We start from the raw sequence: 26235 nt of genomic DNA on the forward strand, positions 1-26235 counted from the left end.
ACTGAATTGCTTTTCTTACTGACATTTGAAATTACCTTGAGATCCAATTAATGCAAAATTTCTGAGATAGCTGTAATCGTCAGCATTTGATGATTTAGTTGCGCAAACTCTTTCTTTACAGGGCATATTTCGCCATAACTGTAGAATCCAACGAGTACGGCCTGATTGCCAATGTGATCCTTCGTCAAATCAATCTCTTTTTGAATGGTTTGCCCAAAAAGAAGTTTTCGCCCTATGCAACTGACCACAATGGCTAATTCAATTGGTGATTGAATCATTTCGGATGCCTGGACAGCGGCCTCTTCCACTCCTTTCATTAAATCATCAAATTCAGCACGCATAAATCGCATTGAGCTTCCTTCGGATACATCCCCGCCCAAAACAATGCTTTTGTTCAACTCATCAACATAATGGACGGTGCGGACAACAGCATCTCTATGATCACCAAAAGTGACCGCAACAGGATATAAAAGTGCTGTGCCCGGTAAACCATTTGCATCGTCTCCGAGATGTAATTTGTACAAATCGAGTGCCGGTTTTCCATCCAGTTCATAAATTACTCTTCCTGTGGCACGGGTAACTTTCATGCTTGAGCCATACTCATCCCAGCCTCCGTGACTTCCAAACCCAAACTTCATTTTATCACCATAGAAACCAATGGCTGCAATATTACCGGATTGGATATCATCATTAAGCCCAACCAATGTTTGTGCAAAATTGGCTCCGTCGCCAGCCATTCCCCCACTAATAGTAACCTGATCTTGCAATACGCTGTACATTCCATCAAGCAAATCCGTACCGTTCACCAGCCAGCCATCACTGGTTATGAAAACATGCTTTAAATCTGGTTGATTTAATTTCTCAGCCAGATATTTGCCGGCTTCAAAACTATTTTTAAAATCCTGTAAATGTGCCAACACTATGCGGGTTGGAGTCTTCTCCAATTGAACAGCAATGGCAGAAACAGAGTCATCAAGAATATCGGCCTCATAAATTTCACCGGATGTAGAACAGGATACAACCGGTACACCGGCATAGGTTTCATGTATTGCCGCAAGCCAATCCGGTTTTTCCAAATGGGTACGGCTTGTAAAAAAAAGAATAAAGCTTGCTTCTTCCGGCTCTACTATTTCGCGCTTTGAAAAAGTGAACCGATTGTTATCTATGCTAAACTGATCAATTTTCACAGTCGTTTATTCAATTTTAAAACCATGTTTATTTCTATTCGATTGAATAAAAAGTCTTTCCCTATTCTAAAAGAAGTGAAATGTACGAGCTGTCATAAAAACTTTCTTTTTAATTATTTTAAAAAGAGTAGTTTCTCTACGGTTTATTTTTGAATGTTAAGTATTCTGGAATTCCATGAATAATTGTTTCAAATTTTGGGGTATCTAATTAGCAATGTATGCTTAACCAGAAATCCATTGCGGTTCTTCCTTTTACCAATATCAGCACAGATCCGGAAAATCGATATTTTGCTGATGGAATGACGGATGAAATCATCAATGCTCTCTGTAAAATCAAGGGATTAAAAGTTACTTCACGAACCTCTTCTTTTGCTTACCGCGATCATTCAACCGATGTACGGTTCATCGGAAATGAATTGGGAGTGTCTACAATTCTTGAGGGAAGTGTTAGAAACCAGGGAAACCGTGTGCGTATTTCGGCTCAATTGATACGAACCGATACCGGGTTTCAACTTTGGGCCGAACGGTTCGACCGGGAATTATCTGATATCTTTGAGCTCCAGGATGAAATCAGCCGCATTATTGCCGACCGGATTCGCGAAAACTTTGGCCACCTTGAGGTTGGAGATCAGTTGGTCACCACCAGAACGGCAAGTCCCAAAGCCTATAACAGTTATTTACAGGGCAGATACTATCAGTTTCAGTGGACTCAAAAAGGCCTGCAAAAAGCGTTACAAGCGTACAAAGCCAGCATTGCAGCAGATCCGGATTACCCGATGCCCTATCTCGGCCTGTGCCAGTGTTTTGTGTACCTCTCAGCCTGGAATTTTTCCGACCGCATGAAAGGCATGTACATGGCCCATCATTTTTTGAGTAAACTGGGTCCTGAACATGAGCATATTCCCGAATATCATTATACCAAAGGAATGTTTCATTTTTGGGGAAAATGGGAGTTTGAAACGGCTGCGCAATATTTTTTAAAAACTCTCAGCCTGAATCCAAACAATAGTGATGCCATGCAATCACTGGCAAGTCTATACTATGTTACTGGAAATTTTAAGGAAGCTCACTCATTTATTGACAGAGCATTTGCACTCAATCCAAATTCAACAACGAATCACTACACCAAAGCAACAACCTATTACTTAGAAAAAAACTATAAAGCAGCGATACAAAGTCTCGATAAATGTCCTGAATTGGAAAATGAATGGACGATGACATCCCAATTAAAGGCAATTTGTTTACTGCTTCTGAATGAGGAAAACTTATTCAGGCACTTGGTTTCCGGGTTTGATGAAATCGAACGACAAAAATTCCAGCATCTCTGGCATCAATTTTATAATACAGCAGAAACAATCAGCCTAAAACTCATTGACAGAACCGATCATCATCTCCCTATTGAAACATATATACTTCTTTATGAGGGAAAACAGGACGAATGTTTAGCTCATCTCCAAAGGGCGATTCAAAACAGAAGCGGTTCACATATCCATTTTTTGAGTGATCCTCTCCTTGAACCGATAAAACACAATCCAGCTTACCAGGAACTCTGTCACGCTACTTTTCCCCAAACAGAGATCTCTCATGAAGAGCAGGAAAACGAGGATAAATCCAATTCCCTACTTGATGCAAATGAATTGAAGCATTTTGAGGCTGCACTCCGGCAAGCAATGAATAATGACAAGGTATATCTCGCACCTGATATAACTTTAAGATCGTTAGCCGAACGAATTGATCTTCATCCAAACAAATTGTCGTGGTTATTGAACGATCATCTGTCAATGAATTTCAATGATTATATAAATAGTTATCGGCTGGAGGCATTTCAACAAAGAGCGCTGGACCCTGCCAACAAAAATTACACACTCCTTGGCCTGGCTTTCGAAAGCGGCTTCAACTCCAAATCTGCCTTTAATGATTATTTCAAGAAGAAAACCGGTTTAACGCCGAGGGCCTGGCTTAAACAGAATAGGTAGTTTGGAGTGTGTTCATCATAAACCCGTCTGAAATTTTCTTTTGATCGCATTTTCTTACTCATAACCGCATTGGGACACATCTTTAAAACGTCCGGAATCTCACGAAGAAGTACGAAATCATAATCCCGGACGATAGCTGACATCCTTCTCCTGATCTTTGATGCAGAAACTTAAATGATACTGCATCATGGAAAATATTTTACTCGCCGGAGCAACCGGATATTTAGGCAAATATATCGTCAGAGAATTGACGTTATGGGGAATCCCGGCTGTTACAATTGCAAGAAATCCTGAAAAGCTGGGTGATATTGATTCAAATCTTATCCGGGTTATAAAAGCAGAAATCACTCAGCCCGAAAGCTTAAAAAATGTATGTGATGGTATTGATACGGTGATTTCAACCGTGGGAATCACTCGTCAACAGGATGGCCTTACTTACATGGATGTGGATTACCAGGCCAACCTCAATCTCCTCAGGGAAGCTCAAAAAGCCAGGATTCGAAAATTCATCTATATCTCGGTCATTGATGGGGACAAACTCCGTCACCTCGCCATCACATATGCCAAAGAAAAATTTGTGGATGAACTGAAAGCATCCGGCCTGGAGTACACAGTCATTCGGGCAAATGGATTCTATTCCGATATGCGGGAATTCCTGAAGATGGCTAAAAATGGAAAGATTTACCTCTTCGGAAATGGAGAATATAAACTGAATCCCATTCACGGGGCTGATCTGGCCGAGATTTGTATCCGGGCAATTTCCCAAACTACAAAGGAAATCACTGTTGGCGGACCGGATATCCTCACTCAAAATGAAATTGCTGAGATGGCTTTCTGTGCCTGGAATAAGTCTCCCAACATTATTCACCTGCCTGATTGGATACGAAAATCTGTGATTACCGGGGCCAGATTTTTTACTTCGTCAAAGACGTATGGTCCGCTGGAATTTTTCCTAACAATGATGGCACGGGACAATATGGCTCCACGCCACGGCACCCACCGGCTACAGGATTTTTACAAACGAATATGTGAGGATTCTCTGCTTGAGGAAAAATCTGACAGCAAGCTTAAAGACTCCAAATCATAATGCCGGAGCGCAATCAAAGATCTGATCACGGACTCAAAAACTTTTTCTGTGATTTTTTTTGAATCGCACGACTCATTGCTCATTAATCGACAAAGAATTTTTAAAAACTGAAATAAAACAACAAAAAACACTAACTCATAAAACACAAAAACCATGAGACAATTAATCATAACAATCATAATCATGCTTGCAAGCACGCAGGCTTTCGCACAGACTAATCAATCAAAACCCAACCGAAAAGGATTCGTAATCGGTGTAAGTGCCGGTGCAGGATACCTTTCCATTGAAGGTGATGCCGCTCCCGAAGTTTTTGAAGGCGGGGATCTCTCGCTGCCAAACTTAAAAATCGGTTGGATGCTGACTCCCAACACAGCACTCCTGTTGAGCAACCCGGGAATGGCCTATGAAGCTGACGGTGTAGACCGAAGTATCGACGCAGTTGTACCTTCCATCCAGCATTGGATGCGGCCAAATTGGTGGGTAAACGGGGGAATTGGCTTGTCTATGGATACGCCGGCATTTTTTGAAGATGACAAAAAAGGTCAGGATAATTTGATCGTTGGTCCTGCATTTATGATCAGCACCGGTTACGAAATCTATAAGAAAGGAAAATTCACAATTGATCTGCAGGGTACTGTACAGGCAGGAAGGCTCTTCACCAATGATACTCATTACGACGCCGGTATGATTCTCGCTGGTGTAGGATTTAACTTCTATTGATCCGAAGAACCAATGGACTCTTTAACCAAACTCAAGATCCTGTTAACCGTTTTAATCGCGATGACCTGTGCCGGATCAGTGCTGGCACAGGAACGGTTACCCGGCAGAAAAAACAACCTCACACTACGGTACGGAATGATCCATGGCGTTGTAAAAGACCAAATGTATTCGCCTCTAAATTATTCCAGTACAGGTGGAACTCTCGGTTTAAATTATACTCGAAGTACAAATCGTAACAACTTGCTGTCTATAATTTTAGGCCTTAAAACAAATGAAGTTGAAACAAATGTATCCGATGCATTTCTAGCTGATCAGATTCAATGGAATGCTGAAATTTCATTTCTAAAAAAATTGAAGAAACAGTCTGGAAAATGGAATCTCTACCTGGGTGGGGATCTTCATGCAAGATCAAGTTTTATCAACTACGATGATCCGGTTACACTAAGCAGTTCGCTGGCTTATGTTTCTCACAGAGGTTTGGGCCTACAGGCTTTGGCGATACGCCATTTCGAAAAAAATTCAATCTCCACACATTTTAAACTGCCTATTGCGGGCAGCGTATTTCGAACGCCTTACAGTGGATACAGTGAAGATCTGGATGAAGCCGGACTCTCCTTCATGTTTACACATGGCAAGTTTGGATCTTTGCACAATTACTTCGCACCAACCATAGGGGTTTCAGCATCCAATCACACCCTGCGTTGGCTGGATCTCACGGCCGGATATGAAATCAATTATTTAAGAAGCGACTTAAGGGAAACGGTCACAGAAATGCAGGGACATTTCATATTAACCACAACATTCAAATTCTAAATCATGGATCGTTTTAAACAACTAATCGCAGCTTCAATTCTTGTAATCGCAACGTTTTTAGGATGCGAGAATGTAATTTTGGGTTCTGATGAAGAAAGTAATCCTGAACATATTTTTGAAATGTTTTGGAATGATTTCAATGAGCACTATGCCCTGTTTGAAGTGAAAGAGATTAACTGGAACAACCTGCATTCTCATTATCGTCCACAGGTAACACCAGAAACAACCGATGAAGAACTTTGGGATATTGTGACTGAAATGCTGCTTCCTCTGGATGACGAACATGTGAAACTGCGATCAACCGACAATCAACATGTTTTTAGTGCCGGTGAATTTAAAAACCTTCATGCACTTGATGAGTTTAGTATTCAGTTAATTGCTGAAAATTATGTGGAAGCACTCTATCAAACTGAGGACTATTTCTCCTTTGGGAAACTATATGATCACAACATCGGCTATATCCATTTAATAGCCATGATGGGCGAAAATCCACTGGTCGTTTATGATGTTTTCAAAGCACTCGGTAATGTGGATGCAATCATCGTAGACATACGAAACAATATCGGGGGCAACGATGAATATGCTCACGGATTTGCCGGTGGATTTTCGGATGGAGAACATTTTATTTATACAGTCGAGACAAAAAATGGTCCGGGATATTCAGATTTCGATACTCCAAAAAAACACTTCACACAACCTTTTAAAGCCGACAATTTTTCCAAACCTGTGGTTCTTCTTACAGATGAATTCACAGTTAGCGGTGGGGAGATTTTTACTCTCAATATGAAAGCTTTTGATCACGTAACACACATTGGCGACACAACAGCAGGGGCACATTCTGATGTAGGGCCTGCTCGATTTCTACCCAACGGCTGGACATATGAATACTCCATCCAAAGATATTTGATGCCGGATGGAAAAAGCCTCGAAGGGATTGGCATTGCTCCGGATATTAAACTTCAAAACACGAAAAAAGATATTGAAAACGGACAGGATAAAGTGTTGGAATATGCAATCACATATTTAGAAGAGCAGATGAACCATTAAATGTAATTCCTCCATATGGCCGGATCTGATTGGAATACCGTTTTCACCCTGAAAAATCACTAAAAACACTTTCTGTTCTGACTGGCAACAATCCCGACGCATTCGAGCATGAGTAAACGGAAAAATTGAGATTGATTTCCAGATAAGCCGTAAACTTGGCTCGAAAACAAATAAAAAAATGACAAGATTTGTGAAGTGGCTATTGGGGATAATTCTGCTTTTGGCATTCATTATTGGCACATTCTTCTGGTTTGAAGCTGAAAAGGAAGTCAGAATTTTATGCTCAATGTTTAAGCACGGGCAATCAACTGAACAGGTTATTCGAACGCTGAATACCGGCCATCATCTGGAATATGTACATCAAAACAATCGAATCACAGTTGATAGCCCTAAAACTCTTGGGACGGCCAAATGCACCATTCAATTTTCAGAAATCGGCCAGGTACTTTCCAGTGAATACACACAATCTTTTTCACTAAACAAAACCGCTGCATGGATTGGTAGTTTCGGCTTTTTTGGGATGATATTTTTCCAGCTATTATTAGCACTTGGGTTTCCATACGGCAAACTGGCCTGGGGCGGTTTTTATGAAATACTACCTGTTTCTCTTCGAATTGGCAGTGGTATTGCCGTTTTTGTATATAGCTATGGAATCATTGTTTTGTTTGAGTCAGCCCAAATCATTCAGCTTTTAAACAAGCCTGAACTGGTCGAGTATTCAGTCTGGATTTTCTCACTCCAGTTTGGATTAAGTACAATCGGCAACCTGCAATCAAAAAGTGAAATGGAAAAGAAAATCATGACGCCAATTGGAATTCTGTTTTGCTGTCTTTGTTTAACCGTGGGAATGACCGGATGAAGATTCTTTATTCTTTATATAGATGATTTCATCTTATTTTTGAGAAATGGTTCGTCAATCCGCCAAACAACTTTTCGACTTCTATCTGAACAGCAGCATCCACGTAGCGCTGGCCGTCACAGCTTTTACAGCAATTACGATGTTCAACCTTCGAATGGAGATTGACTACAACCTGCTCTTTTTTGTCTTCTTCAGCACTATCATTGGATACAACATCACAAAATATTCGGGCAGCCATGAATCCGGCGAGGAACCGCAACCGCTTTCCAAAAGCATTCTCATTTTCTCGCTGATCTGCTTGCTGCCTCTCTTCTACTTCATGTACACACAATCCTGGGCGGTGATTATTGTATCGGGTTTAATGGGATTGATGACCGTTTCGTACAGTTGGCCGGTTTTATGGAGACGCTCAAACCTGAGGGACATCACCAGTTTAAAAATATTTGTGATCGCATTTGTTTGGTCAACGGTTACTGTTGTTTTACCGCTTCTTGCCAAGCACGCCGCTTTCGGCATAAATGCTCTTATTGAATACGGTCAGCGTTTTGTCTTTGTACTTGTTTTAACCCTCCCCTTTGATATTCGGGACGTTCGGTTTGATACGTACCAGCTTGCAACCATTCCTCAAATTATTGGAATCAAACGGTCGAGAGTTTTTGGAGTTTTTTTGCTTTGTCTTGTGGCAGCATTTGAATTTTCAAAAACTCCAATCCTGATTGATCAGGCTCTCATTTTAATCGGCGTTTCCATTTTTACCGGTTTTCTTGTGATGCAATCGGTGGTCCAACAAACACAATATTACGCCTCTTTTTGGGTCGAAAGTGTTCCCATCATTTGGTGTGCTCTCCTCTTTCTGATCTGAATGAAACCTTCTTTTTATTCAACCCGGATGACAGAAATCTGGGCCGGAACATTGTATCGAACGGGAGAAAGCGTAAATCCAAGCCCGTTGTTTACGTTGAGAAACATCTCATCCAATTGCCAGTGACCGCTGACAAACTCTGTTTCTTCGCGAACCGCAGTAAACGGGTAAAAGAAAATAGGAATAATTATCTGTCCGCCATGTGTATGGCCGCCTAATAACAAATCAGTTCCAGAATGTTGAGAAAATTCAATCAGCCGATCGGAAGCCTGGTGACTCATAACCATTTTTATTCCCTCACCCCGATAATCATTGATTAGAGTTCCCAAACTCTGGTTATCAAGCTGAGAACTGTAAATCTCAGTAACTCCGGTAACAGATATTGGAATATTTTCGTGAACCAAAGTAGAATCCTCATTCAATAGAATATTTACTCCCTCCATTCTCAAGGCATCGACAATAGCATCAGATCCCGCCCAATAATCGTGATCACCCAAAACAGCGAAAACTCCATACGTCGAATTGATTTTCCCCAATGCCCGCGCTCCAGCCTGCACGTGGTTTAAGCCGGAAGTGATCAGATCACCTGTAAACACAACCATATCGGGATTGGCTTCATTAATTAATCCGATATATCGATCCGTTTTTGTTTCATCCGTAAAATGATCGGCCTGAAGGTCCGAAATATGAACGATTGTAAACGATTCCCCTTCACCTGATATCTCAGGAAGATCTACCGTTATTTCTTCTACGGTGATTCGATGGGTATCCAAAATCATCTTGCCGGCAGTGTAAACCAATGTCAAAGCCATCACCACCAGGAAACTTTTCGCAAACCTTTTTTGTACGATTGATTTGTCCGATTTCGAAAGTCGGGATAAAATCGGCAGCAGAATATCGTGAAGTATCAGCCAATTCAGCATAACTCCGGTAAAAACCAGCCCGTACCAAAACAGGTAAATCATGAAATAGGGATATTCCTCAAGTGAGAAATACCCTGTAGACCAGAATTCAAACAGACCTGAAAAGGGATACACAAGAAAAGGAATGGCAAGCATCACAAAAAGTGACCGCCAAAACCATCGTGGTTTTAAATTCGCACGTTTTACACTAATGAAGTAACGAAATCCGAGATAGCTAAGAAAAAGAATAATAAGAATGGCAGCATACATTACCATTCGAAGTGACCAGGGCATCTGCAGTCAATTTTTTATGAACCTTCCTAATTTGAAATGAATGTAATGATACTACTCTAAACCGATTTTCGAAAAACAACTTCAATCTATATCAACATCATTTAAACTTTTAAACCTATACAAGTATTTAGTATTTTTCGGGTTGTTATTGAAACCAGAAAATTTCTAAAGATTACGAATCAAAAAAACCGGATGTCAGAAGATTTAGTTACGCTCACCTTTCCTGACGGTGCAGAAAAAAAATATCCAAAAGGAATTACCGGATACGAAGTTGCCGAAAGTATCTCTAAAGGTCTCGCACGAAATGCTTTAAGCATTACACTTGGAGACGAAATCAAGGACTTGAATCAGCCCATTGAACGAGATGATTCCATCAATATTAATACTTGGGATACGGAAGACGGTCAATACACATTCTGGCATTCGTCTGCTCATTTACTGGCAGAGGCAATCCAGGAACTCTACCCGGAAGCCAAATTCGGAATTGGTCCGCCCATCGAAAGTGGCTTTTATTATGATATTGACTTTGGAGATGAATCTTTCGGACAGGATCAGATCGAAAAAGTCGAGAAAAAAATGATTGAGCTGGCCCGGAACAAATCCGAGTTCTCAAAAAGAAATGTTTCCAAGCAGGAAGCGCTCGATTTTTATAAGAAGAAAAACAACGAGTATAAAGTTGACCTGATTGAAGATCTTGAAGACGGAAATATTACGTTCTATCAACAGGGAGATTTTGTGGATCTCTGCCGTGGTCCGCATCTTCCGGATACTTCATCCATCAAAGCCGTAAAACTGACCAAACTGGCAGGTGCATATTGGCGGGGTGACTCCGACAGCAAACAACTTACACGCATTTACGGAATCACTTTCCCCAAGCAAAAACTTCTTGATGAGTATCTCGAGCGGGTTGAAGAAGCTCAGAAAAGAGATCATAAGAAGCTCGGGAAAGAGCTTGGCATCTATATGATGGACAGCATGGTTGGCCCTGGCCTGCCGCTCTGGCTTCCAAACGGAACGGTGCTGCGAAGAACTTTGGAGAGCTTTTTACGGCAAGAACAAATTAAGCGAGGTTACCAGGAAGTCATTACTCCGCATATTGCCAATGTTGATCTGTACAGAAAATCGGGCCACTACCCGTATTACAAAGACTCCCAGTTCAACCCCATGGAAGTGGATGATGATGAGTATATGCTGAAACCGATGAATTGTCCGCATCATCATCAAATCTATTCGAATGAGTTAAGAAGCTATCGCGAATTGCCTGTTCGGCTCGCTGAATTTGGAACGGTTTACAGATATGAACAATCCGGAGAATTAAACGGTATGTCGAGAGTACGCGGATTTACTCAGGATGATGCTCACATCTATTGCATGCATGATCAGTTAAAAGATGAAATCAAACATGTAATTAACCTGACACAATACGTGTTCAGTACATTTGGCATGCCTGTTGATATTCGTCTGTCCTACCGGGATGATAATGACGAAAAGTACGGAGGAGATAGTGAGTACTGGGATCGTGCGCAAAAAGAAATTAAGGAAGTAGCCGATGAAATGGACTTGGACTATAAAATTGCTGAAGGTGAAGCCAGTTTCTATGGTCCAAAAATTGATTTCATTATCCGTGATGCAATTGGCAGAAAGTGGCAGCTTGGAACTGTACAGGTAGATTATGTGATGCCGGAACGGTTTGACCTGACCTATGTAGGTTCCGATAATGAGAAGCATCGGCCGGTAATTATTCACCGTGCCCCATTTGGATCCATGGAGCGGTTTGTAAGTATTTTGATTGAACACTTTGCCGGGGATTTTCCCCTGTGGCTTGCACCTCAGCAAATCGAAATTCTTACGATTTCTGAAGACTATACAGAGTACGCAAATCAATGTGCTGAAAAATTCAAAGACGCCGGCTTTAGGGTTAAAGTAAATGCGGAAGCCGAAAAAGTAGGCGCAAAAATCCGTGATGCTGAAACCAGTAAAATTCCATATATGCTAATTGTAGGTTCGCAAGAGCAGCAAGATGGAACTGTTTCCGTCAGACGGCATAAAATGGGAGATATTGGAACGTTTCCCCTTGATGAATTTTTAGATAAGGTGAAAGAGGAAGTCGATACACGCGCCCTTCCTCCTGCTCACGAAACAAAGTGAGTTTGATTTGATTTTTTTCAACATTTTTTTCTAAACTTTTAAGTATAATCAATCACTTAATTTTAAAACACTAACAAAAGTAAGAGGTATCTTATCGCAAAAAGACGACCAATCAGAAGAAATCGGGATGATGACCGGCCAAATGTGAATGACGAAATCCGATCATCCAGAGTACGGTTAATCCGTCCAAATGAAGAACATGAGATCGTATCTATTCAGGAAGCACTTGATATAGCTGCATCCTACGATTTAGATTTGGTTGAAGTAGCTCCCAATGCCAATCCTCCAGTTTGCAAGATCATCGATTTTGGCAAATTCATGTACGAGAAGAAAAAGAAAGAGAAAGAGGCGAAAAAGAAGCAACATACCATTCAGGTTAAAGAATTGCGTTTTCGTCCAAATACAGACGATCATGATCTTGAATTTAAAACACGCCATGCACGTGAATTCCTGGAAGGCGGCGATAAAGTAAAAGCAACCGTACAATTTCGGGGCCGCGACATGCTTTACACCGAACAGGGCGAGGAATTGCTTAAAAATCTTGCAGAGGAACTTGATGACGTAAGCAAGGTTGAGTCTAAACCCACTATGGAAGGACGTAGAATGATTATGATCCTTGCTCCCGAGAAGAGCTAATTCTTGAATGCGTTTTAGATATTTAGCGAATGAATACTGGTAAATAAAAGCCGGTATTTATTCGCTTTTTTATTTCAGCAACTCTTCCCTTCTTTCTACCGATGATTATACTTTTATAAAAATTTTATTCTTGTAAAGGTAGTAAACCGGGATAAAGCAGATAAAACAGTAAAGAAGTGCCCAAAGGAATGATGCAAGATACGGATCCATTCCAATACCGGTCGTTCCATTCATGAAGTACGAAACCATGCTGTTACCCGCTATCCAGTTTGTGTGTGTAACAACCAAAAGAACGCCTGACAAAACATACGCTGTAATGGCATTGGTACCGAAAACCACTCCGGTAAATGTGCCCTGTTCTCTGCCCAAAATATCAATCCAGTAATAACAAGCTCCCAGCATCATTGAGGCAAGTCCTGATGAATAGAGAACGTAGGAACTGGTCCAGATGTGTTTATTGACGGGGAAAACCCAATTCCACATATTTCCCAGAATAAACAATACAAATCCGCCAATCATCAGCACAATAACTTTTCTCTCCTGCGAACGATCACTGACAATTAAATGACCGGCAATCATTCCCGTAATTCCACTTGCAATGGTTGGCAGTGTGCTCAGCAGTCCTTCAGGATCCCAAGTTCCCTGGTATAATCTTCCTGGAATAAACGTGCTGTCGATCCATGCAGCAATATTGATACCGGGTTCAGCCAACGAGAGTCCAAGTTCGGGATGAGGAATAAGAGCCATGATCAACCAATAGCCGACCAATAAAACACCGCCAATCCACCATTGTGTTTTTTTGCTGGTATAGAGAAAGATCAAAGCACAGGCAAAAAAAACAATCGCAATTCTTTGCAAAACACCCGGAATACGCAGATTTGCAAAATCAAATTCAGGAAAGAGTGCCAGGAAAATACCGAGTGCAAAAATAGTGACGGAACGTTTTATAATCTTCGGAACCATATCCCCTCGCTCCCTTCCCTTCCCAAGATATTTGGTATAAGCTAAAACAATGGAGACACCCGCAATAAAAATAAAGAATGGGAAAACAAGATCTGTGGGAGTGGCACCATTCCACTCCGCATGCCGTAATGGAGGATACACATAACTCCATGAGCCCGGAGTGTTAACAATAATCATCCCAATAATAGTGAGTCCCCGAAAAAAATCTAGCGATACTAAACGATTGGAAGAAGGTTTGTTAACCACGATTATTCTTCAACTATTGGTATTCTAAAAGAGTAATATAATATTTGATGGGTTATAAAATGCATTTCATTTTCTCCTCTAATCAATTGAATGAATTTAGAAAAACTAGCTTTTTATAAAGTTCAAAGGTTCTTATCTTACGGTTCTGTAAAGTTTCAGAAAACATGGAAGTTATGCCAAAAATGAAAACAAACAGTGGCGCTAAGAAGCGGTTTAAGAAGACCGGAAGCGGTAAGATTAAACGAAAAAAAGCTTACAAACGTCACATTCTGACAAAGAAAACAAGCAAGAGGAAAAATAATCTTGGAAAGACCACTTTGGTCGACAAATCAGATCAAAAGTCTGTTGAAAGATTAATTCCTTATAGCTAAACAAAAATTATTAAACCTTAAAACGTAAAGAAAAATGCCACGATCACGAAATCTGGTGGCTTCCCGTCGCCGTCGCCGAAAAATATTAGATCAGGCGAAAGGCTATTGGGGCAGAAGGAAAAACGTTTATACCGTTGCTAAAAACGCGGTTGAAAAAGGCCTGCAATATCAATATCGAGACCGAAAGGTTCGAAAGCGATCATTCCGACGTCTTTGGATTACACGTATTAATGCTGCTGCCCGATTGAACGGAACCACCTATGCCAAGCTGATACACGGCTTGAAGGAAAATGACATCAACATCAATCGGAAAATGCTGGCTGACATTGCAGTTAGAGATCCCGAGACATTTTCTGAAATTGTGAAAGAGGCCGGCCAGTAGGCCTCAACTGCTATTTAAACCGGCAGATCCTCTGGATTTGCCGGTTTTTTTTTGCCTTTTTTCCAATGCCAGCCTATCAAGACTTGTTCAAATATTAGTTTCAAAATCCTTTATCTTTATAGGTTCTAACTACGAAATCTATAGACATTCATGCTCGATAAAATCAACGATATAAAGAAAGAAATTCAAAACTTCAGCATCGAAAATGAAGAGGAGCTGGAAGCATTTCGCCTGGAATTTCTTTCAAGAAATGGAAAAGTTCAGTCTATGTTCGGCTTGATGAAAGATGTTCCAAATGAACAAAAGGCCGAGATGGGTAAATCCATGAATGAGGTTAAAAACCTTGCTCAGCAAACATTTGATGACGCCAAAATTGCTATTCAAAAAAATGATAAAAAAGAATTTGGTGCATTGGATGATATCACTCTTCCCGTTGAACCTACCTATTCCGGATCATTCCATCCTCTTACACAAGCTCTGAACGAAATCAAACAAATCTTTCTGCGCCTTGGGTTTTCAATTGCCGACGGACCAGAACTTGAAGACGATTTCCATAATTTTACGGCGCTTAATTTTCCGCCTGATCACCCCGCGCGCGATATGCAGGATACATTTTTCGTGCGCAAATCTGATGATAAAGATGTAGATGACCTGGTTCTTCGTACACACACATCTCCCGTTCAAATTCGCCTGATGAAAGAACAGGAACCGCCCGTGCGCTCTATCATGCCCGGGCGTGTTTTTCGGAATGAAGCAGTGACCGCCAAATCCTATTTTCAGTTCAACCAGGTGGAAGGATTATATGTTAACGAAAAAGTGACGATGGGCGAGCTGATTGAAACTCTCGTCATGTTCGCAAGGCTTATGTACGGAAGTGATGTAAAATATCGTGTACGTCCCTCCTACTTTCCCTTTACGGAACCCAGTATGGAAATGGATGTTTGGTGGGAAAATGAAAAAGGCGGCCAATGGCTGGAAATTCTTGGAGCCGGCATGGTTGATCCCAATGTATTCCAATCCGTCGGGGTTGATCCTGAAAAATACACCGGTTTTGCATTTGGTATGGGTGTAGACCGGATTGCCATGCTCCGTTACGGCATTGATGACATCCGCTTGCTCTACGATAACGACATTCGATTCTTACAACAATTTAAATCATAAACACTGAATTCAGTGAATGTTCATTGAATTCAGATTGTCGATGATCATTTCCTGATCTTTCTTGACTCGCTATGAAAATTTCTTACAACTGGCTAAAACAATATCTCGATTTTGACCTTACACCTGAAGAAACAGATGAAAAACTGACTCTTCTCGGCCTCGAAGTGGAAGAGGTTGAAACCATCGGTTCTGATTTTGAGAATTTTGTCATTGGACATATCAAAGAAGTTCGTCCTCATCCCAATGCCGACAAACTGGTTCTCTGCGATGTAGACCTCGGTGATGAAACCGTCCAGATCGCTTGCGGGGCTCCAAATGTGGCAGTCAATCAAAAAGTGCCGGTTGCAAAAGTGGGCGCTACCATCCCGGTTCCGATGAAGGACGGATCTTTTCTTACCATCAAGAAAGCAAAACTTCGCGGCGAAACTTCCAATGGGATGATTTGTTCAGAAGCTGAGCTCGGTTTAAGCGAAGATCATTCGGGAATTATGGTTCTGGATGAAAACCTGGAACCCGGCACTCCGCTAAAAAAGGCACTGGATCTTGAAAAAGATTACGTTTTTGAGGTTGCCCTCACTCCCAATCGTCCGGATGCGGCCTGCCATATGGGAGTTGCGAGAGATCTTTCAGCTGTAACTGGCGGCACGCTTGAAAATCCTTATTCAAAGATTGAAGAAAAGCCGGGTAGTATGAATGATGAGATTTCAATCACTATTGAAGATGAAGATAAATGCCATCGGTATGTGGGAATTGTTGTTGATGATGTGAAAGTTGGCGAATCCCCAAACTGGTTGAAAAATCGCCTAACTGCTATCGGATTGCGGCCGATTAATAATGTGGTTGATGTGACGAATTTCATCAACCATGAAATCAGCCAGCCTCTTCATGCTTTCGATTACAATCTGATTGGTGATCAGAAAATTATCGTAAAGAGCTATCAGGAAGACAAGAAGTTTACCACTCTCGATAGTATCGAACGAACCGTTCCGGCCGGATCTCTTTTCATCTGCGATGGAAACGGCCCTGTTGCCATTGCCGGAGTAATGGGCGGGGAAAACAGTGAGGTTACCGAAGGCACTACCAAAATTTTGATTGAGAGCGCCTATTTTGATCCGTCCACAATCAGAAAAACATCCAAAAGTCTTGCGTTACAAACGGATAGCTCTTACCGTTTCGAACGTGGAATTGATCCGGCCATCCAGCAAAAAGCGGCGTGGCGGGCTGCAAAATTAATCGCAGAACTGACCGGCGGTACGATCAACGAAAATGTTGTAGACGTGTATCCAAGAAAAACGGAATCCGTGAATGTTCCGTTACGGGTTTCCAGGGTAAACCGATTGCTTGGAACTTCGCTGCAAAAGGACACGGTTGAGGATATTCTCACGAAACTTGAAATCCGGGTATTGTCTAAAGATGAAGAAAGTCTGATGTGCACCGTTCCGACTTTCCGGCCAGACATCACCCGCGAAGTTGATTTGATTGAAGAAGTGGGACGTGTTTACGATTACAATAATATTCCACGGCCTCTCTCCTCTCCTTTCACCTCTCCGGAAAAATTGTCTGACCGAGAAGAATTCCGCGAGCGTCTTCGGGAAATGGTAAAATCTCTCCGGTACAAGGAAATCACCACCAATTCACTTCTTTCCAAAAAAGAGGCAGATTTACTGGCTGACGAAGATCTTCAGATTCATACACTGAATCCGGTTTCCCAAGAGAATACAACTCTGCGTACACATCTCTCAGGAGGATTTCTAAAAGCTGTGAAATACAACCTGAACCGAAATGCCACACAACTTCGGTTTTTTGAAATCGGCCATATCTTTCGGAAGAATGAAACGGGAACATGGATTGACGGCGTTGAAGAACACGAACATCTTTATTTAGGACTTTGCGGACAATCCAAAAAAGATAACTGGCAGAGCGAAAAAAACGCGTTTACCATTTTTGATTTGAAAGCAGATCTCGAATCCATTTTTGAAAATTTGGGAATCGCAGATTCCATCACGCACGAAGTTGAAGGGAACAACACAATCATATATAAGTATGCAAATCAGGAGGTTTCCTATTTAAAACGAATAGATGCTGAGTTGCTGAAAGGATTTGATATCGAAACGGATGTTTTTGGGGCAGAAATAGATCTTACTGTACTTCTCCAAAATGGCGTTGGTAAGAAAGAAACGACCTATCAACCCATCGTAAAATTTCCAACTTTTGAATTCGATGCCGCATTTATTGTAGATAAAGACATCCGTGCGGGTCAGCTTACAAAGGAGATTAAAGAAACCGCAGGAAGTATTCTGCAATCGGTATCTGTTTTTGATGTTTACGAAGGAGAAAACCTCGGCAGGGATAAAAAAAGTATTGCATTTCGGCTGACTTTTTTAGATTCTACCAAAACCTTGAACATCAAGGACGTAGAGCCTATTGTTCAAAAAATTGTACAAAAACTTGAAAAAACTGTCGGAGCTAAACTCCGATCTTAATTCCATAAATCCATGGCTGTGAATGACATCCAGAAAGAGACATTCCAAAAGTTATTGGATCAGATACGTACGCAGGTTCAGCATTTAAGAAAGCAGAACAAGGAACTCAACCGTGAAAATCTGAAGCTGAAGTCAAAGCTAAATGAACTTCAGAAAGACCAAGCCGATATTTTTTCAAATATCAGCGAATCTGAGCGATTGGCAATGCGTCACCAAGTTTCAGGATTAATCGAGAAAATCGACAAATACCTCGAAGAGTAATTATGGAATCCATCAAAGTTAACATACTCGGAAAGCAAATCCCCCTTAAGGTTCACAGCACCGAGGTTGAAAACACCAAACGAATTGCACACTACGTTGACGAAAAGTTCAAACTTTTCCGAAATCAGTTCTCGAATCAGCCCGATTCTACGATTATGATTCTCGCCTGTCTTAGCATTACGGAAGAGTTGTTCGAATTAAGAACGGAACTCAGCCAGACGGATGAGAAAGAGAGTGAGTTGATGGAGCAGATCAATGAAGAAATTTCCAAGCTGATCAAAGAAATATCTTAATCCTTGTATACGTTGGAATGTCTGAAGAGCATTCTCTCTTTTTCTTTTCCAAATCAGAACGAAGTTTTTGATAAAAATGATTAGTTGACTAAATGTGCTCTTTCATTTTCAAATCCACTTGTTAATTGAACTAAATGTACCACGGCGAGCGATTTAACAGTTACACACATTTGATTGGAAGTATAGGTTCAGCGATCGGATTAGCCGTTTTGATCTATGTTGCCGTTGCACAAGGAGGTTTCTGGAGAATTACCAGCTTTACCGTTTACGGTCTTACCCTTCTAACGCTTTATACATGTTCCACACTTTATCATAGTTTCCAAGGGAAGTGGAAAACCATTTTCCGAAAGCTCGATCACATTTCAATCTATCTTTTGATTGCCGGAACATATACGCCTTTTACACTTATAACTCTTCGGGGCGATATCGGCTGGATTCTTTTCGGCGTTGTTTGGGGACTTGCCGCCATTGGAATTATTATTGACCTTTTGCATAAAGCCGGCAACCGTGTTTTACAGGTGATGATTTATCTCGGCATGGGTTGGATCGCCTTTTTTCTGCTTGATACGCTTATCAACCGGATATCGTCCGACGGGGTGAACTGGCTGATGGCTGGCGGACTATTCTATACAATGGGAGTGATCTTTTTTGCGCTTAGCGAAAAACACCGTCTTGCCCACGGAATCTGGCATCTTTTTGTGCTTGCGGGGAGTTTAAGCCATTTCGTAACGATTGTATTATACGTCTGAAAACAGATGGCATTCAGAAATTCCGATCGTTTCAAAAAAATCCTGAAACAAGTTTCGGATGATGATAACAATCTTCAAAGCCACAGATTTTTCTTTCACTCTCTCCCCTAAAAATCACTACTTTTAAGCTTCATAAATTTTTTGAAAACAAACTCTTTTCATGGCTAAAAACCTGACTGTTTTTTTTATTTCCGACATTGTTGGAGAACCAGGACTTTCACTGCTCGAAACCATTTTTCCCTCTCTCAGAGATAAGTACAAACCAGATTTTATTATTGCCAACGCCGAGAATTCTCACGAAGGCCGCGGCCTCAACCGGCACATTGTTCAGCGTTTGTATGATATCGAAGTGGATGTCATCACCGGCGGCAATCACTCTTTCGACAAATGGAAAATCTTCTCTTATATGAAAACGGACGATCATCTCCTTCGTCCGCTCAACTTCCCCAAAGGCAATGCCGGTTATGGTTATGGAGTTTATGAAATTGGTAAAACAGGCAAGAAAATCGGTGTTCTGAATCTCCAGGGACGAACGTTTATGGCAGATATTGACGATCCGTTTTCTACCTCCGACTGGGCGCTCGAACGAATCAAAGAAGAAACCAATCTCATTTTTGTGGATTTTCACGCGGAGGCCACCGCTGAGAAAATGGCGTATGCCTGGCAAGTTGATGGTGAAGTTTCCGTGATTGTCGGCACGCACACCCACACTCCAACGAACGATGCGCGTATTCTCCCAAAAGGTACCGGTTACATCACCGACGCCGGAATGACGGGGCCTTTTGATTCTGTCATTGGTATGGACAAAGATACATCCATCCGACGATTCACTCTCGGAACACCGCAACGGTACAAAATCGCAGAAAACGACAACCGAATGTGCGGAGTTGTTGCAGACATTGATATGGAAACCGGAAAATGTACGTCTATTGAACCGGTGATTTACCCTGAATTTCAGAATAAGGCAGATTGAGATGAGTGACGAACGGGTTCTTCAATGCACAGATATTCATAAAGAGTTTCCATCAGAATCAGGAAATGGGATTTTACAAATTCTGCAAGGTGTGGATCTCGAGGTAAAAAAAGCAGAAATCGTATCCATTGTTGGATCAAGTGGAAGCGGTAAAAGTACGCTGCTTCACATTTTAGGTGGCCTTGATCAGCCTACTTCCGGGGATGTCTTTTGGGAAAATCACTCTCTTTCTCAGTACAATAAGGATCAACTTGCAGACCTTCGGAATAAAAAAGTAGGATTTGTATTCCAGTTTCATCACCTGCTTCCTGAGTTCACAGCTCTGGAAAACGTGATGATGCCTGCTCTTATTCAAAATCAATCAGCTTCCAAAGCTGAGAAAAGAGCAGCCGAACTCCTGGAACGGTTCGGAATGAGTGAGCGACTCAATCACAGACCTTCCCAGTTATCCGGTGGTGAGCAGCAACGTGTGTCCATGGCCCGGGCTTTGACAAACAATCCATCCATCATCCTGGCCGATGAACCAACCGGAAACCTTGATGAAAAGAATACCGAATCGATTCTCAGCCTTCTTTTTCAACTTCGTGAGATGGAAAATGTATCCATTGTTCTGATTACACATGAGAAAGAAATAGCCACGCGCTGCGATACGGTCTACTCCCTACACAACGGAACTTTGAACAGAGTATAAAAATGATTTCTACAGTAATTTTTGATATGGACGGCGTCATAATCGACAGCGAACCCATTTATTTCGAGGTTGAGCAGAAGCTTTTCAGGGAAGTAGGGTTGGAACTTACCCGTGAAGAACATTCCAAATACGTGGGCCGCTCAGACCTTTGGAAAAAGGTAACTGAAAAACATGAACTGGACATTGATATCGATGAAATCCATAAAAAGGAGAAAAGCCAATATTTTAATATTCTTTCTACTTCTTTTGATGACGGTCCAATCAAAGGAGTTGCCGAAGTAATTGAGAGCCTTCATTCTCGGGGAATTACATTGGTATTGGCTTCATCATCAGAGATGAAAATTATAGAATTGGTGTTAACCAAATTCGACTTGATAAAATACTTTGATCTTCGAATTAGCGGAGATGAGCTGGCAACTTCGAAACCACATCCTGAAATTTTTCTTAAAGCCGCAGAAATGGCAGGCTCCAAACCTGAAAATTGTCTTGTTATTGAAGATTCGGCCAATGGCGTCAATGCAGCAAAAGCTGCGAATATGAAATGCATTGGTTTCAGAAATCCGAATTCAGGTGACCAGAACCTGAGTACCGCCGACTGGATTATCAACAGCTTTGATGAATTTAAATTAGAGCGGTTTAACAATATTCATTCCTACTGACAGCAAATCTTTCCCTCGCTTTTTACTTGGTATAATCGTCAACTAATTTTAACTTTGACCGTCTGAAAATAGACTGAAAATCACTCGGTCAGATGTCTAAACAAATGAAATTATGAGCAAGTTAAAAAAAGAAGATCTCGAGCAGGATTTATTGATCGAATACTCCTCGAGAATCATGCATTTCTACAATACCAACAAAGCCGCCGTTATTGGAGGCAGTATTGGCCTCGTAGTAGCCATTGGATTAATTGTAGGATATGTTATCTATTCCGGAAATCAGGAAGAGGAAGCCGCTAACTTATTGGGAATTGCTGAGCAGGAATTGCTTCAGGGTAATTTTGAAGAAGCCCTTTACGGAGATGAACAAGAGTTTACTCTTGGCTTCGAACAAATTGCCAATAACTATAGTGGAACCAGTGCCGGAAACCTGGCCAACTATTATGCTGCGATTACCGAATATGAACTCGGCAATTTCGAAAATGCATTAACCTTTATTCAGGAATATGATGTACCTGAAGGAATTTTGGGAGTTGCTCCTATATCAATGTACGCCAATATTTTAGTTGGTTTGGAAAGGTATGAGGAAGCAGCTTCTCAGTATGAACGTGCGGCAGAATGGGATGAAAATAACTCCACCACGCCTTATAATCTTTATAAAGCGGCAGAGGCTTATATGGAGGCTGGCGATACGGAGCAGGCTTTAGCTCACATCGATACGATTATTGAGGAATATCCCAATAGCCAGCAAATTGCCCAGGCTCAGCGATTAAAAGGATTTCTTGCCGAAAACGCAGGATAAAAAAAGTCCCGGACTCCACAAGAACCCGGGACTTTATCTTTGTAAAGTAACCTCCGCGCTACTTTACATCATTAACAATGCCTTTCTCTCTTTCTTTTCCATTTTGTTTTTTCTTCTGAATGTTGGCTTTATTCTCAAAGCCTACAATTTCCAGGGATTTATCATAGGTAGTCACTTTTATTTTAACTTCCATATCCTGGAAAATTGACAAATCAAAATCGGTTATATAATTCCCATCAGCATAGATTTTCCAGTATCTCGGGTCAAGGTAATCAAGAACTTGTGATCCTCGTCCAATATCCTCCCGAATTCGTAGAACCTCTTCATGATTTTCGAGATTGATGTAAGTGATGATGACTTCATTTTCGTTAATTCGGTTGGCGACCGCAATGATAAACCTCTGTGCAATCACCGTAGTCTTCTGATTCAGGGGCAGTTTGCTCATGTCCATAGGGTAATCCTCTCGCTCCAATAGCGTTTTATTCTGTCTCTGTTTATATATGAATAGGTAAGTTTTTAATAGACGAACGGAGAAAATCAGATGGGAAACTGTCCCTGTCCCTCCTCTTCTACAATCTGTTCAGTCCTCCACTTTTTATCGATCAATTGTTTGGCATCCACGCAAGTCATTCCACTCGCGATCGGGAGATTCATTTGCCCGGATTTCAATGTCTTCTGTTTTCTTAAAATTTGAAGTTTCTGGTTGAAAATATACCATTCATGCCCGCCACCGGGTTGGTCAATTCGCACTTTTGAATTCATATCCATCCTGTAAGGCTCGATATTAATACCTTCTCCTATTTTGTACACATCAAATTCATCCAATTGTAAATTAAAGTCGATAAGTGCGTGAAAACCTTCGCCATAACCGGAGAGTATTTCACTTTGGGATAATAAATGGATTGATGTTTGATGAAATGCATACGCCCATTGGCAACCAAAAAACATAGGTTCACTCAATACAAGGTAATAGTAACATTTGTCATTTTTTTTAATCCCAATTAAGGTACCCTTTTTAAAATCTGCCATATATGTTACCTCGTTAAAAAACCTTCTTCATTAATTTTCCAGTTTGTATGCGTGTAATTCCGGGACCTAACCAACGCTATTATTCATTCCTAATACATTTCCAAATGGATCTATTTTTTGACGATTTCCTGTATTTTAAGTCGAATTCCTTCCATCAATTGCTCAGCTGTCATATTAGTTCTGTTTTCCACTGCATATACTTTTTGAGGATGATATATTCTTTTGTTCTCTCTTTCTTTTTTAAAAATAATTTTTCTATTCATTCGCCTCTGATTATGAATGTTTATACTTGAGGTCCCTGATACTCAAATAGTTCGAATATCGGTGGCTTTACATGAAAATTTGGGCTTGGACATTGATCGCACCTGATGCCATTTACCGACTGCAACTCATCTTTATTTGTGAATAAAACAATTTCTCCAGACTCCGTAATCTTCATAAGGGTTGAAGAAACCGGAATTGCAAAGAATCTCTTTTGCTTATCGATGATTTCATCACTTTTTAAAATGGCATATTCAATTCTTGAACCGGAGGCATTACGAGTCACTTCAATGATTTCTCCAAGAGTTTCATCACTGGAGTTTTTCACCCGCTTGCCTACCGATTTAAGAATGATATCTGTTGTCAATGAAAGTGGCATAATCACACAGATTTCGCCCGTGGATTTACACTCTCAATGGCTAACTCATTTAGCGTAGCGTCCGCTTCAGATTCTTCATCCAATGTCTGTTGTAGTTTCTTGGCAGCATTATTATGCCCCAGAGCTTCGGCAAATGTAACGGCTGTTCCATAAGCTGAAATTTCATAATGCTCTATACGTTGGGCATCGGCAATTATACCGGCATCTTTCACATCCAGATCGGGGTTTTCTGAGATAAACTCTTCCGCTTCCTCGATGAGTCCTTTCATTGCATTACAGGTTTCTCCTGAAAGATCCAGATCCAATTCTTCGCCGATTTCTTCCAGGCGCTTCTTGTGGCCTTTTGTCTCTTCAAGATGCTCTTCAAAAGCTTTCTGTAACTGTTCGTTTGATGCATTTTCAACCATTGTGGGAAGAGCTTTTATCAACTGCTTCTCAGCGCTGTAAATGTCCTTCAATTGATGATGAAATAGATCTTCAAGATTATTTAATTCTCCCATAGTCTTATTGTTTTTTTTAGTATTTAATTTTAAAGGTTAAACTGACTCAGGCTGCGATACCTTTGTCAGGTAATTCCTGCAACGATTTTCACATCGTCTGCAGGCATTGGCACATTGTTGACAATGATCGTGCTCGTGTTTCTCACACTCCACTGCACATTCAGCACATATATTTTTACACAATTCAACTACAGTAATCGCATGACCGGAATCCCTCGCCAACAGTTTTAAAGCCATATGGCAAATGTCAGCACAATCCAGATCCAGTTTTATACAGTCGGTCATCTCTTGCACGCTATCTTCAGCCAGGCAAGATGCCGCGCAATTGTTGCAAGCTGCTACACAATCCTCTAATGATTCAACTAATTCACTATAAACTTCCATATCATGTCGGTTATTTTAGTGGTTCTTCTCTCAAATGCACTTGTAGTGTATTAAACAATTGCCCGACGACATATAGAATAAACTGTGACTTATACGTAGTCTGATTTGCTACAACCTTGATTTGTCCTTGCAGAAATTATTCTCCCGCAAATACTTAAGAAGCAAAGGAAAGCAAAAAGAGGTTTTCTTCTTAGCTCAAAGAAAAGAATGGCAGATCAATTCAATATCAGAAAATTAAATCGATTCAAAAAAGGTGGGCATAATTAGGGATACAAGACAATTGAAAAAAAATTCGAAATCAAATGTATGATTAACTTATCAGGTCATTTTCTATGGCGTACCGGGTCATTTCTACATTGGTTGATAAATGCAGTTTTTCCTTTATCCGAGACCGATAGGTATGCACTGTATGAGGACTGAGATTTAATTTTTTTGCAATTTTTTGCACATCGCTGCCGTCCGCAATCATACACAACACTTCAAACTCCCTGTCGGAAAGCAGTTCATGTGGAGGTCTCCCCTTATCATCCATTTGGGAGGCTAACTGTTCAGCCACATCAGGTGTGATATATTTTCTTTTCTCTACTGCAATTTTATGTACAGCTTTGGATAATTCATCGGATATAGACGATTTACTCAAATATCCATTGGCACCTGCTTTAATGCACCGCACGGCAAACCGATCTTCAGGATGAATGCTTAGAATCAAAACAGGGAGGTCGGGATACATCACCCGGATATCTTTCAAAAGGTCAAGGCCACTTTTACCCGGCATTGAGAGATCAAGTATGAGAATGTCCGGAATTTCTTCGGCAAGAATGTCCAGTACTTCCCCGCCTTTATTTGCTTCGGATATGACTTCGATATCCATCTCTCTGTTTAACACCCTCTTCACCCCTTCAAGCATAAGAGGATGATCATCCGCGATTGCCACTTTAATCATCACTACCTTGGTCTGTTGTTTTGCGTGAATGTACTTGAATTAATAAAAAAATACCAAGCCTTTACAAACTTTTAGAACAAAAGCCATTGAAGTATAAATTGATTAGAAAACCATTCCTGTATCATTATTAAGAATATTTTATCTTGAAGCATTCTGCCAATTTTTAGTTTTAGTGAA

The 26235-nt window shown here is 40.9% G+C and carries 29 protein-coding genes; 20 read left to right on the forward strand and 9 right to left on the reverse strand.

Translation table 11 applies throughout. From position 1 onward, the window contains the following. Positions 1–47: 47 nt before the first annotated feature. The gene (locus L0B18_RS19885) at positions 48–1187 is read right to left on the reverse strand and encodes an FIST signal transduction protein (RefSeq protein ID WP_234572259.1); all 1140 of its coding nucleotides are present in this window, start codon (positions 1185–1187) and stop codon (positions 48–50) included. Positions 1188–1405: 218 nt separating this feature from the next. On the opposite strand from L0B18_RS19885, the gene L0B18_RS13215 reads away from it, so the two are divergent. The 7 genes from L0B18_RS13215 to L0B18_RS13245 all read left to right on the forward strand — a co-directional run bounded on the left by L0B18_RS13215 (position 1406) and on the right by L0B18_RS13245 (position 8551). After that, entirely contained in the window at positions 1406–3163 is a 1758-nt protein-coding gene (locus L0B18_RS13215; RefSeq protein ID WP_234572260.1) for a helix-turn-helix domain-containing protein, read from the forward strand. Between the two features lie 187 nt (positions 3164–3350). Further along, positions 3351–4250, forward strand: coding sequence for an SDR family oxidoreductase (locus L0B18_RS13220; RefSeq protein WP_234572261.1), 900 nt, complete (start codon positions 3351–3353; stop codon positions 4248–4250). Positions 4251–4403: 153 nt separating this feature from the next. Beyond that, entirely contained in the window at positions 4404–4970 is a 567-nt protein-coding gene (locus tag L0B18_RS13225) for a hypothetical protein (protein ID WP_234572262.1), read from the forward strand. A 12-nt stretch (positions 4971–4982) separates the two neighbouring features. Further along, positions 4983–5783 (forward strand): hypothetical protein, encoded by an 801-nt coding sequence (locus L0B18_RS13230; RefSeq protein ID WP_234572263.1) that lies wholly within the window; start codon positions 4983–4985, stop codon positions 5781–5783. A gap of 3 nt (positions 5784–5786) precedes the next feature. Continuing rightward, positions 5787–6830 (forward strand): S41 family peptidase, encoded by a 1044-nt coding sequence (locus tag L0B18_RS13235; protein WP_234572264.1) that lies wholly within the window; start codon positions 5787–5789, stop codon positions 6828–6830. Positions 6831–7008: 178 nt separating this feature from the next. Next, positions 7009–7689 carry a hypothetical protein gene (locus L0B18_RS13240; protein ID WP_234572265.1) on the forward strand — a complete coding sequence of 227 codons (681 nt, stop codon included), beginning with the start codon at positions 7009–7011 and terminating at the stop codon, positions 7687–7689. 46 nt (positions 7690–7735) lie between these two features. Beyond that, positions 7736–8551: a hypothetical protein gene (locus tag L0B18_RS13245; RefSeq protein WP_234572266.1), complete on the forward strand. Its 816-nt coding sequence runs from the start codon at positions 7736–7738 to the stop codon at positions 8549–8551. 14 nt (positions 8552–8565) lie between these two features. On the opposite strand, the gene L0B18_RS13250 is transcribed toward L0B18_RS13245, so the two are convergent. Beyond that, a complete protein-coding gene (locus L0B18_RS13250) occupies positions 8566–9747 on the reverse strand; it encodes a metallophosphoesterase (protein WP_234572267.1) in 1182 nt (393 codons plus the stop codon). Positions 9748–9939: 192 nt separating this feature from the next. Between L0B18_RS13250 and thrS the strand changes: the two genes are divergently transcribed. After that, a complete protein-coding gene (gene thrS / locus L0B18_RS13255) occupies positions 9940–11895 on the forward strand; it encodes a threonine--tRNA ligase (RefSeq protein ID WP_234572268.1) in 1956 nt (651 codons plus the stop codon). Positions 11896–12039: 144 nt separating this feature from the next. After that, positions 12040–12531 carry a translation initiation factor IF-3 gene (gene infC, locus L0B18_RS13260; RefSeq protein ID WP_234572269.1) on the forward strand — a complete coding sequence of 164 codons (492 nt, stop codon included), beginning with the start codon at positions 12040–12042 and terminating at the stop codon, positions 12529–12531. A gap of 105 nt (positions 12532–12636) precedes the next feature. Here the strand turns inward: infC and L0B18_RS13265 are convergent, their stop codons facing one another. Next, positions 12637–13740, reverse strand: coding sequence for an acyltransferase family protein (locus L0B18_RS13265; RefSeq protein WP_370647576.1), 1104 nt, complete (start codon positions 13738–13740; stop codon positions 12637–12639). A gap of 173 nt (positions 13741–13913) precedes the next feature. On the opposite strand from L0B18_RS13265, the gene rpmI reads away from it, so the two are divergent. The 11 genes from rpmI to L0B18_RS13320 all read left to right on the forward strand — a co-directional run bounded on the left by rpmI (position 13914) and on the right by L0B18_RS13320 (position 22562). Then, a complete protein-coding gene (gene rpmI, locus L0B18_RS13270) occupies positions 13914–14111 on the forward strand; it encodes a 50S ribosomal protein L35 (RefSeq protein WP_234572271.1) in 198 nt (65 codons plus the stop codon). A 34-nt stretch (positions 14112–14145) separates the two neighbouring features. Beyond that, complete coding sequence (gene rplT / locus L0B18_RS13275; RefSeq protein WP_234572272.1) at positions 14146–14493, forward strand: 50S ribosomal protein L20; 348 nt, start codon at positions 14146–14148, stop codon at positions 14491–14493. A gap of 150 nt (positions 14494–14643) precedes the next feature. Continuing rightward, positions 14644–15654: a phenylalanine--tRNA ligase subunit alpha gene (gene pheS / locus L0B18_RS13280; protein WP_234572273.1), complete on the forward strand. Its 1011-nt coding sequence runs from the start codon at positions 14644–14646 to the stop codon at positions 15652–15654. 71 nt (positions 15655–15725) lie between these two features. Beyond that, positions 15726–18137, forward strand: a complete 2412-nt coding sequence (gene pheT / locus L0B18_RS13285) for a phenylalanine--tRNA ligase subunit beta (protein ID WP_234572274.1) — start codon at positions 15726–15728, stop codon at positions 18135–18137. Between the two features lie 12 nt (positions 18138–18149). After that, positions 18150–18398 carry a hypothetical protein gene (locus L0B18_RS13290; protein WP_234572275.1) on the forward strand — a complete coding sequence of 83 codons (249 nt, stop codon included), beginning with the start codon at positions 18150–18152 and terminating at the stop codon, positions 18396–18398. 2 nt (positions 18399–18400) lie between these two features. Continuing rightward, complete coding sequence (locus L0B18_RS13295) at positions 18401–18691, forward strand: cell division protein ZapA (protein WP_234572276.1); 291 nt, start codon at positions 18401–18403, stop codon at positions 18689–18691. 134 nt (positions 18692–18825) lie between these two features. Beyond that, positions 18826–19440, forward strand: coding sequence for a PAQR family membrane homeostasis protein TrhA (gene trhA, locus L0B18_RS13300; protein ID WP_234572277.1), 615 nt, complete (start codon positions 18826–18828; stop codon positions 19438–19440). A 160-nt stretch (positions 19441–19600) separates the two neighbouring features. Next, complete coding sequence (locus L0B18_RS13305; RefSeq protein WP_234572278.1) at positions 19601–20413, forward strand: TIGR00282 family metallophosphoesterase; 813 nt, start codon at positions 19601–19603, stop codon at positions 20411–20413. A gap of 1 nt (position 20414) precedes the next feature. Then, positions 20415–21104, forward strand: coding sequence for an ABC transporter ATP-binding protein (locus L0B18_RS13310; RefSeq protein WP_234572279.1), 690 nt, complete (start codon positions 20415–20417; stop codon positions 21102–21104). 2 nt (positions 21105–21106) lie between these two features. Continuing rightward, positions 21107–21763 (forward strand): HAD family hydrolase, encoded by a 657-nt coding sequence (locus tag L0B18_RS13315; RefSeq protein WP_234572280.1) that lies wholly within the window; start codon positions 21107–21109, stop codon positions 21761–21763. Positions 21764–21875: 112 nt separating this feature from the next. Next, a complete protein-coding gene (locus L0B18_RS13320; protein ID WP_234572281.1) occupies positions 21876–22562 on the forward strand; it encodes a tetratricopeptide repeat protein in 687 nt (228 codons plus the stop codon). Between the two features lie 58 nt (positions 22563–22620). On the opposite strand, the gene L0B18_RS13325 is transcribed toward L0B18_RS13320, so the two are convergent. From L0B18_RS13325 to L0B18_RS13350, 6 genes are all read right to left on the reverse strand, one after another. After that, positions 22621–23007 carry a hypothetical protein gene (locus tag L0B18_RS13325; protein ID WP_234572282.1) on the reverse strand — a complete coding sequence of 129 codons (387 nt, stop codon included), beginning with the start codon at positions 23005–23007 and terminating at the stop codon, positions 22621–22623. Positions 23008–23099: 92 nt separating this feature from the next. Further along, the gene (locus L0B18_RS13330) at positions 23100–23591 is read right to left on the reverse strand and encodes a hypothetical protein (RefSeq protein WP_234572283.1); all 492 of its coding nucleotides are present in this window, start codon (positions 23589–23591) and stop codon (positions 23100–23102) included. A 110-nt stretch (positions 23592–23701) separates the two neighbouring features. Continuing rightward, complete coding sequence (locus L0B18_RS13335; protein ID WP_234572284.1) at positions 23702–23854, reverse strand: hypothetical protein; 153 nt, start codon at positions 23852–23854, stop codon at positions 23702–23704. Positions 23855–23874: 20 nt separating this feature from the next. After that, positions 23875–24231 carry a hypothetical protein gene (locus tag L0B18_RS13340; protein WP_234572285.1) on the reverse strand — a complete coding sequence of 119 codons (357 nt, stop codon included), beginning with the start codon at positions 24229–24231 and terminating at the stop codon, positions 23875–23877. A 2-nt stretch (positions 24232–24233) separates the two neighbouring features. Beyond that, a complete protein-coding gene (locus L0B18_RS13345) occupies positions 24234–24731 on the reverse strand; it encodes a YciE/YciF ferroxidase family protein (RefSeq protein WP_234572286.1) in 498 nt (165 codons plus the stop codon). Positions 24732–25425: 694 nt separating this feature from the next. Next, complete coding sequence (locus L0B18_RS13350) at positions 25426–26058, reverse strand: response regulator (protein WP_234572287.1); 633 nt, start codon at positions 26056–26058, stop codon at positions 25426–25428. Positions 26059–26235: the final 177 nt, after the last annotated feature.

This window comes from Rhodohalobacter sp. 614A (assembly GCF_021462415.1).
Classification (GTDB): Bacteria; Bacteroidota; Rhodothermia; order Balneolales; family Balneolaceae; genus Rhodohalobacter.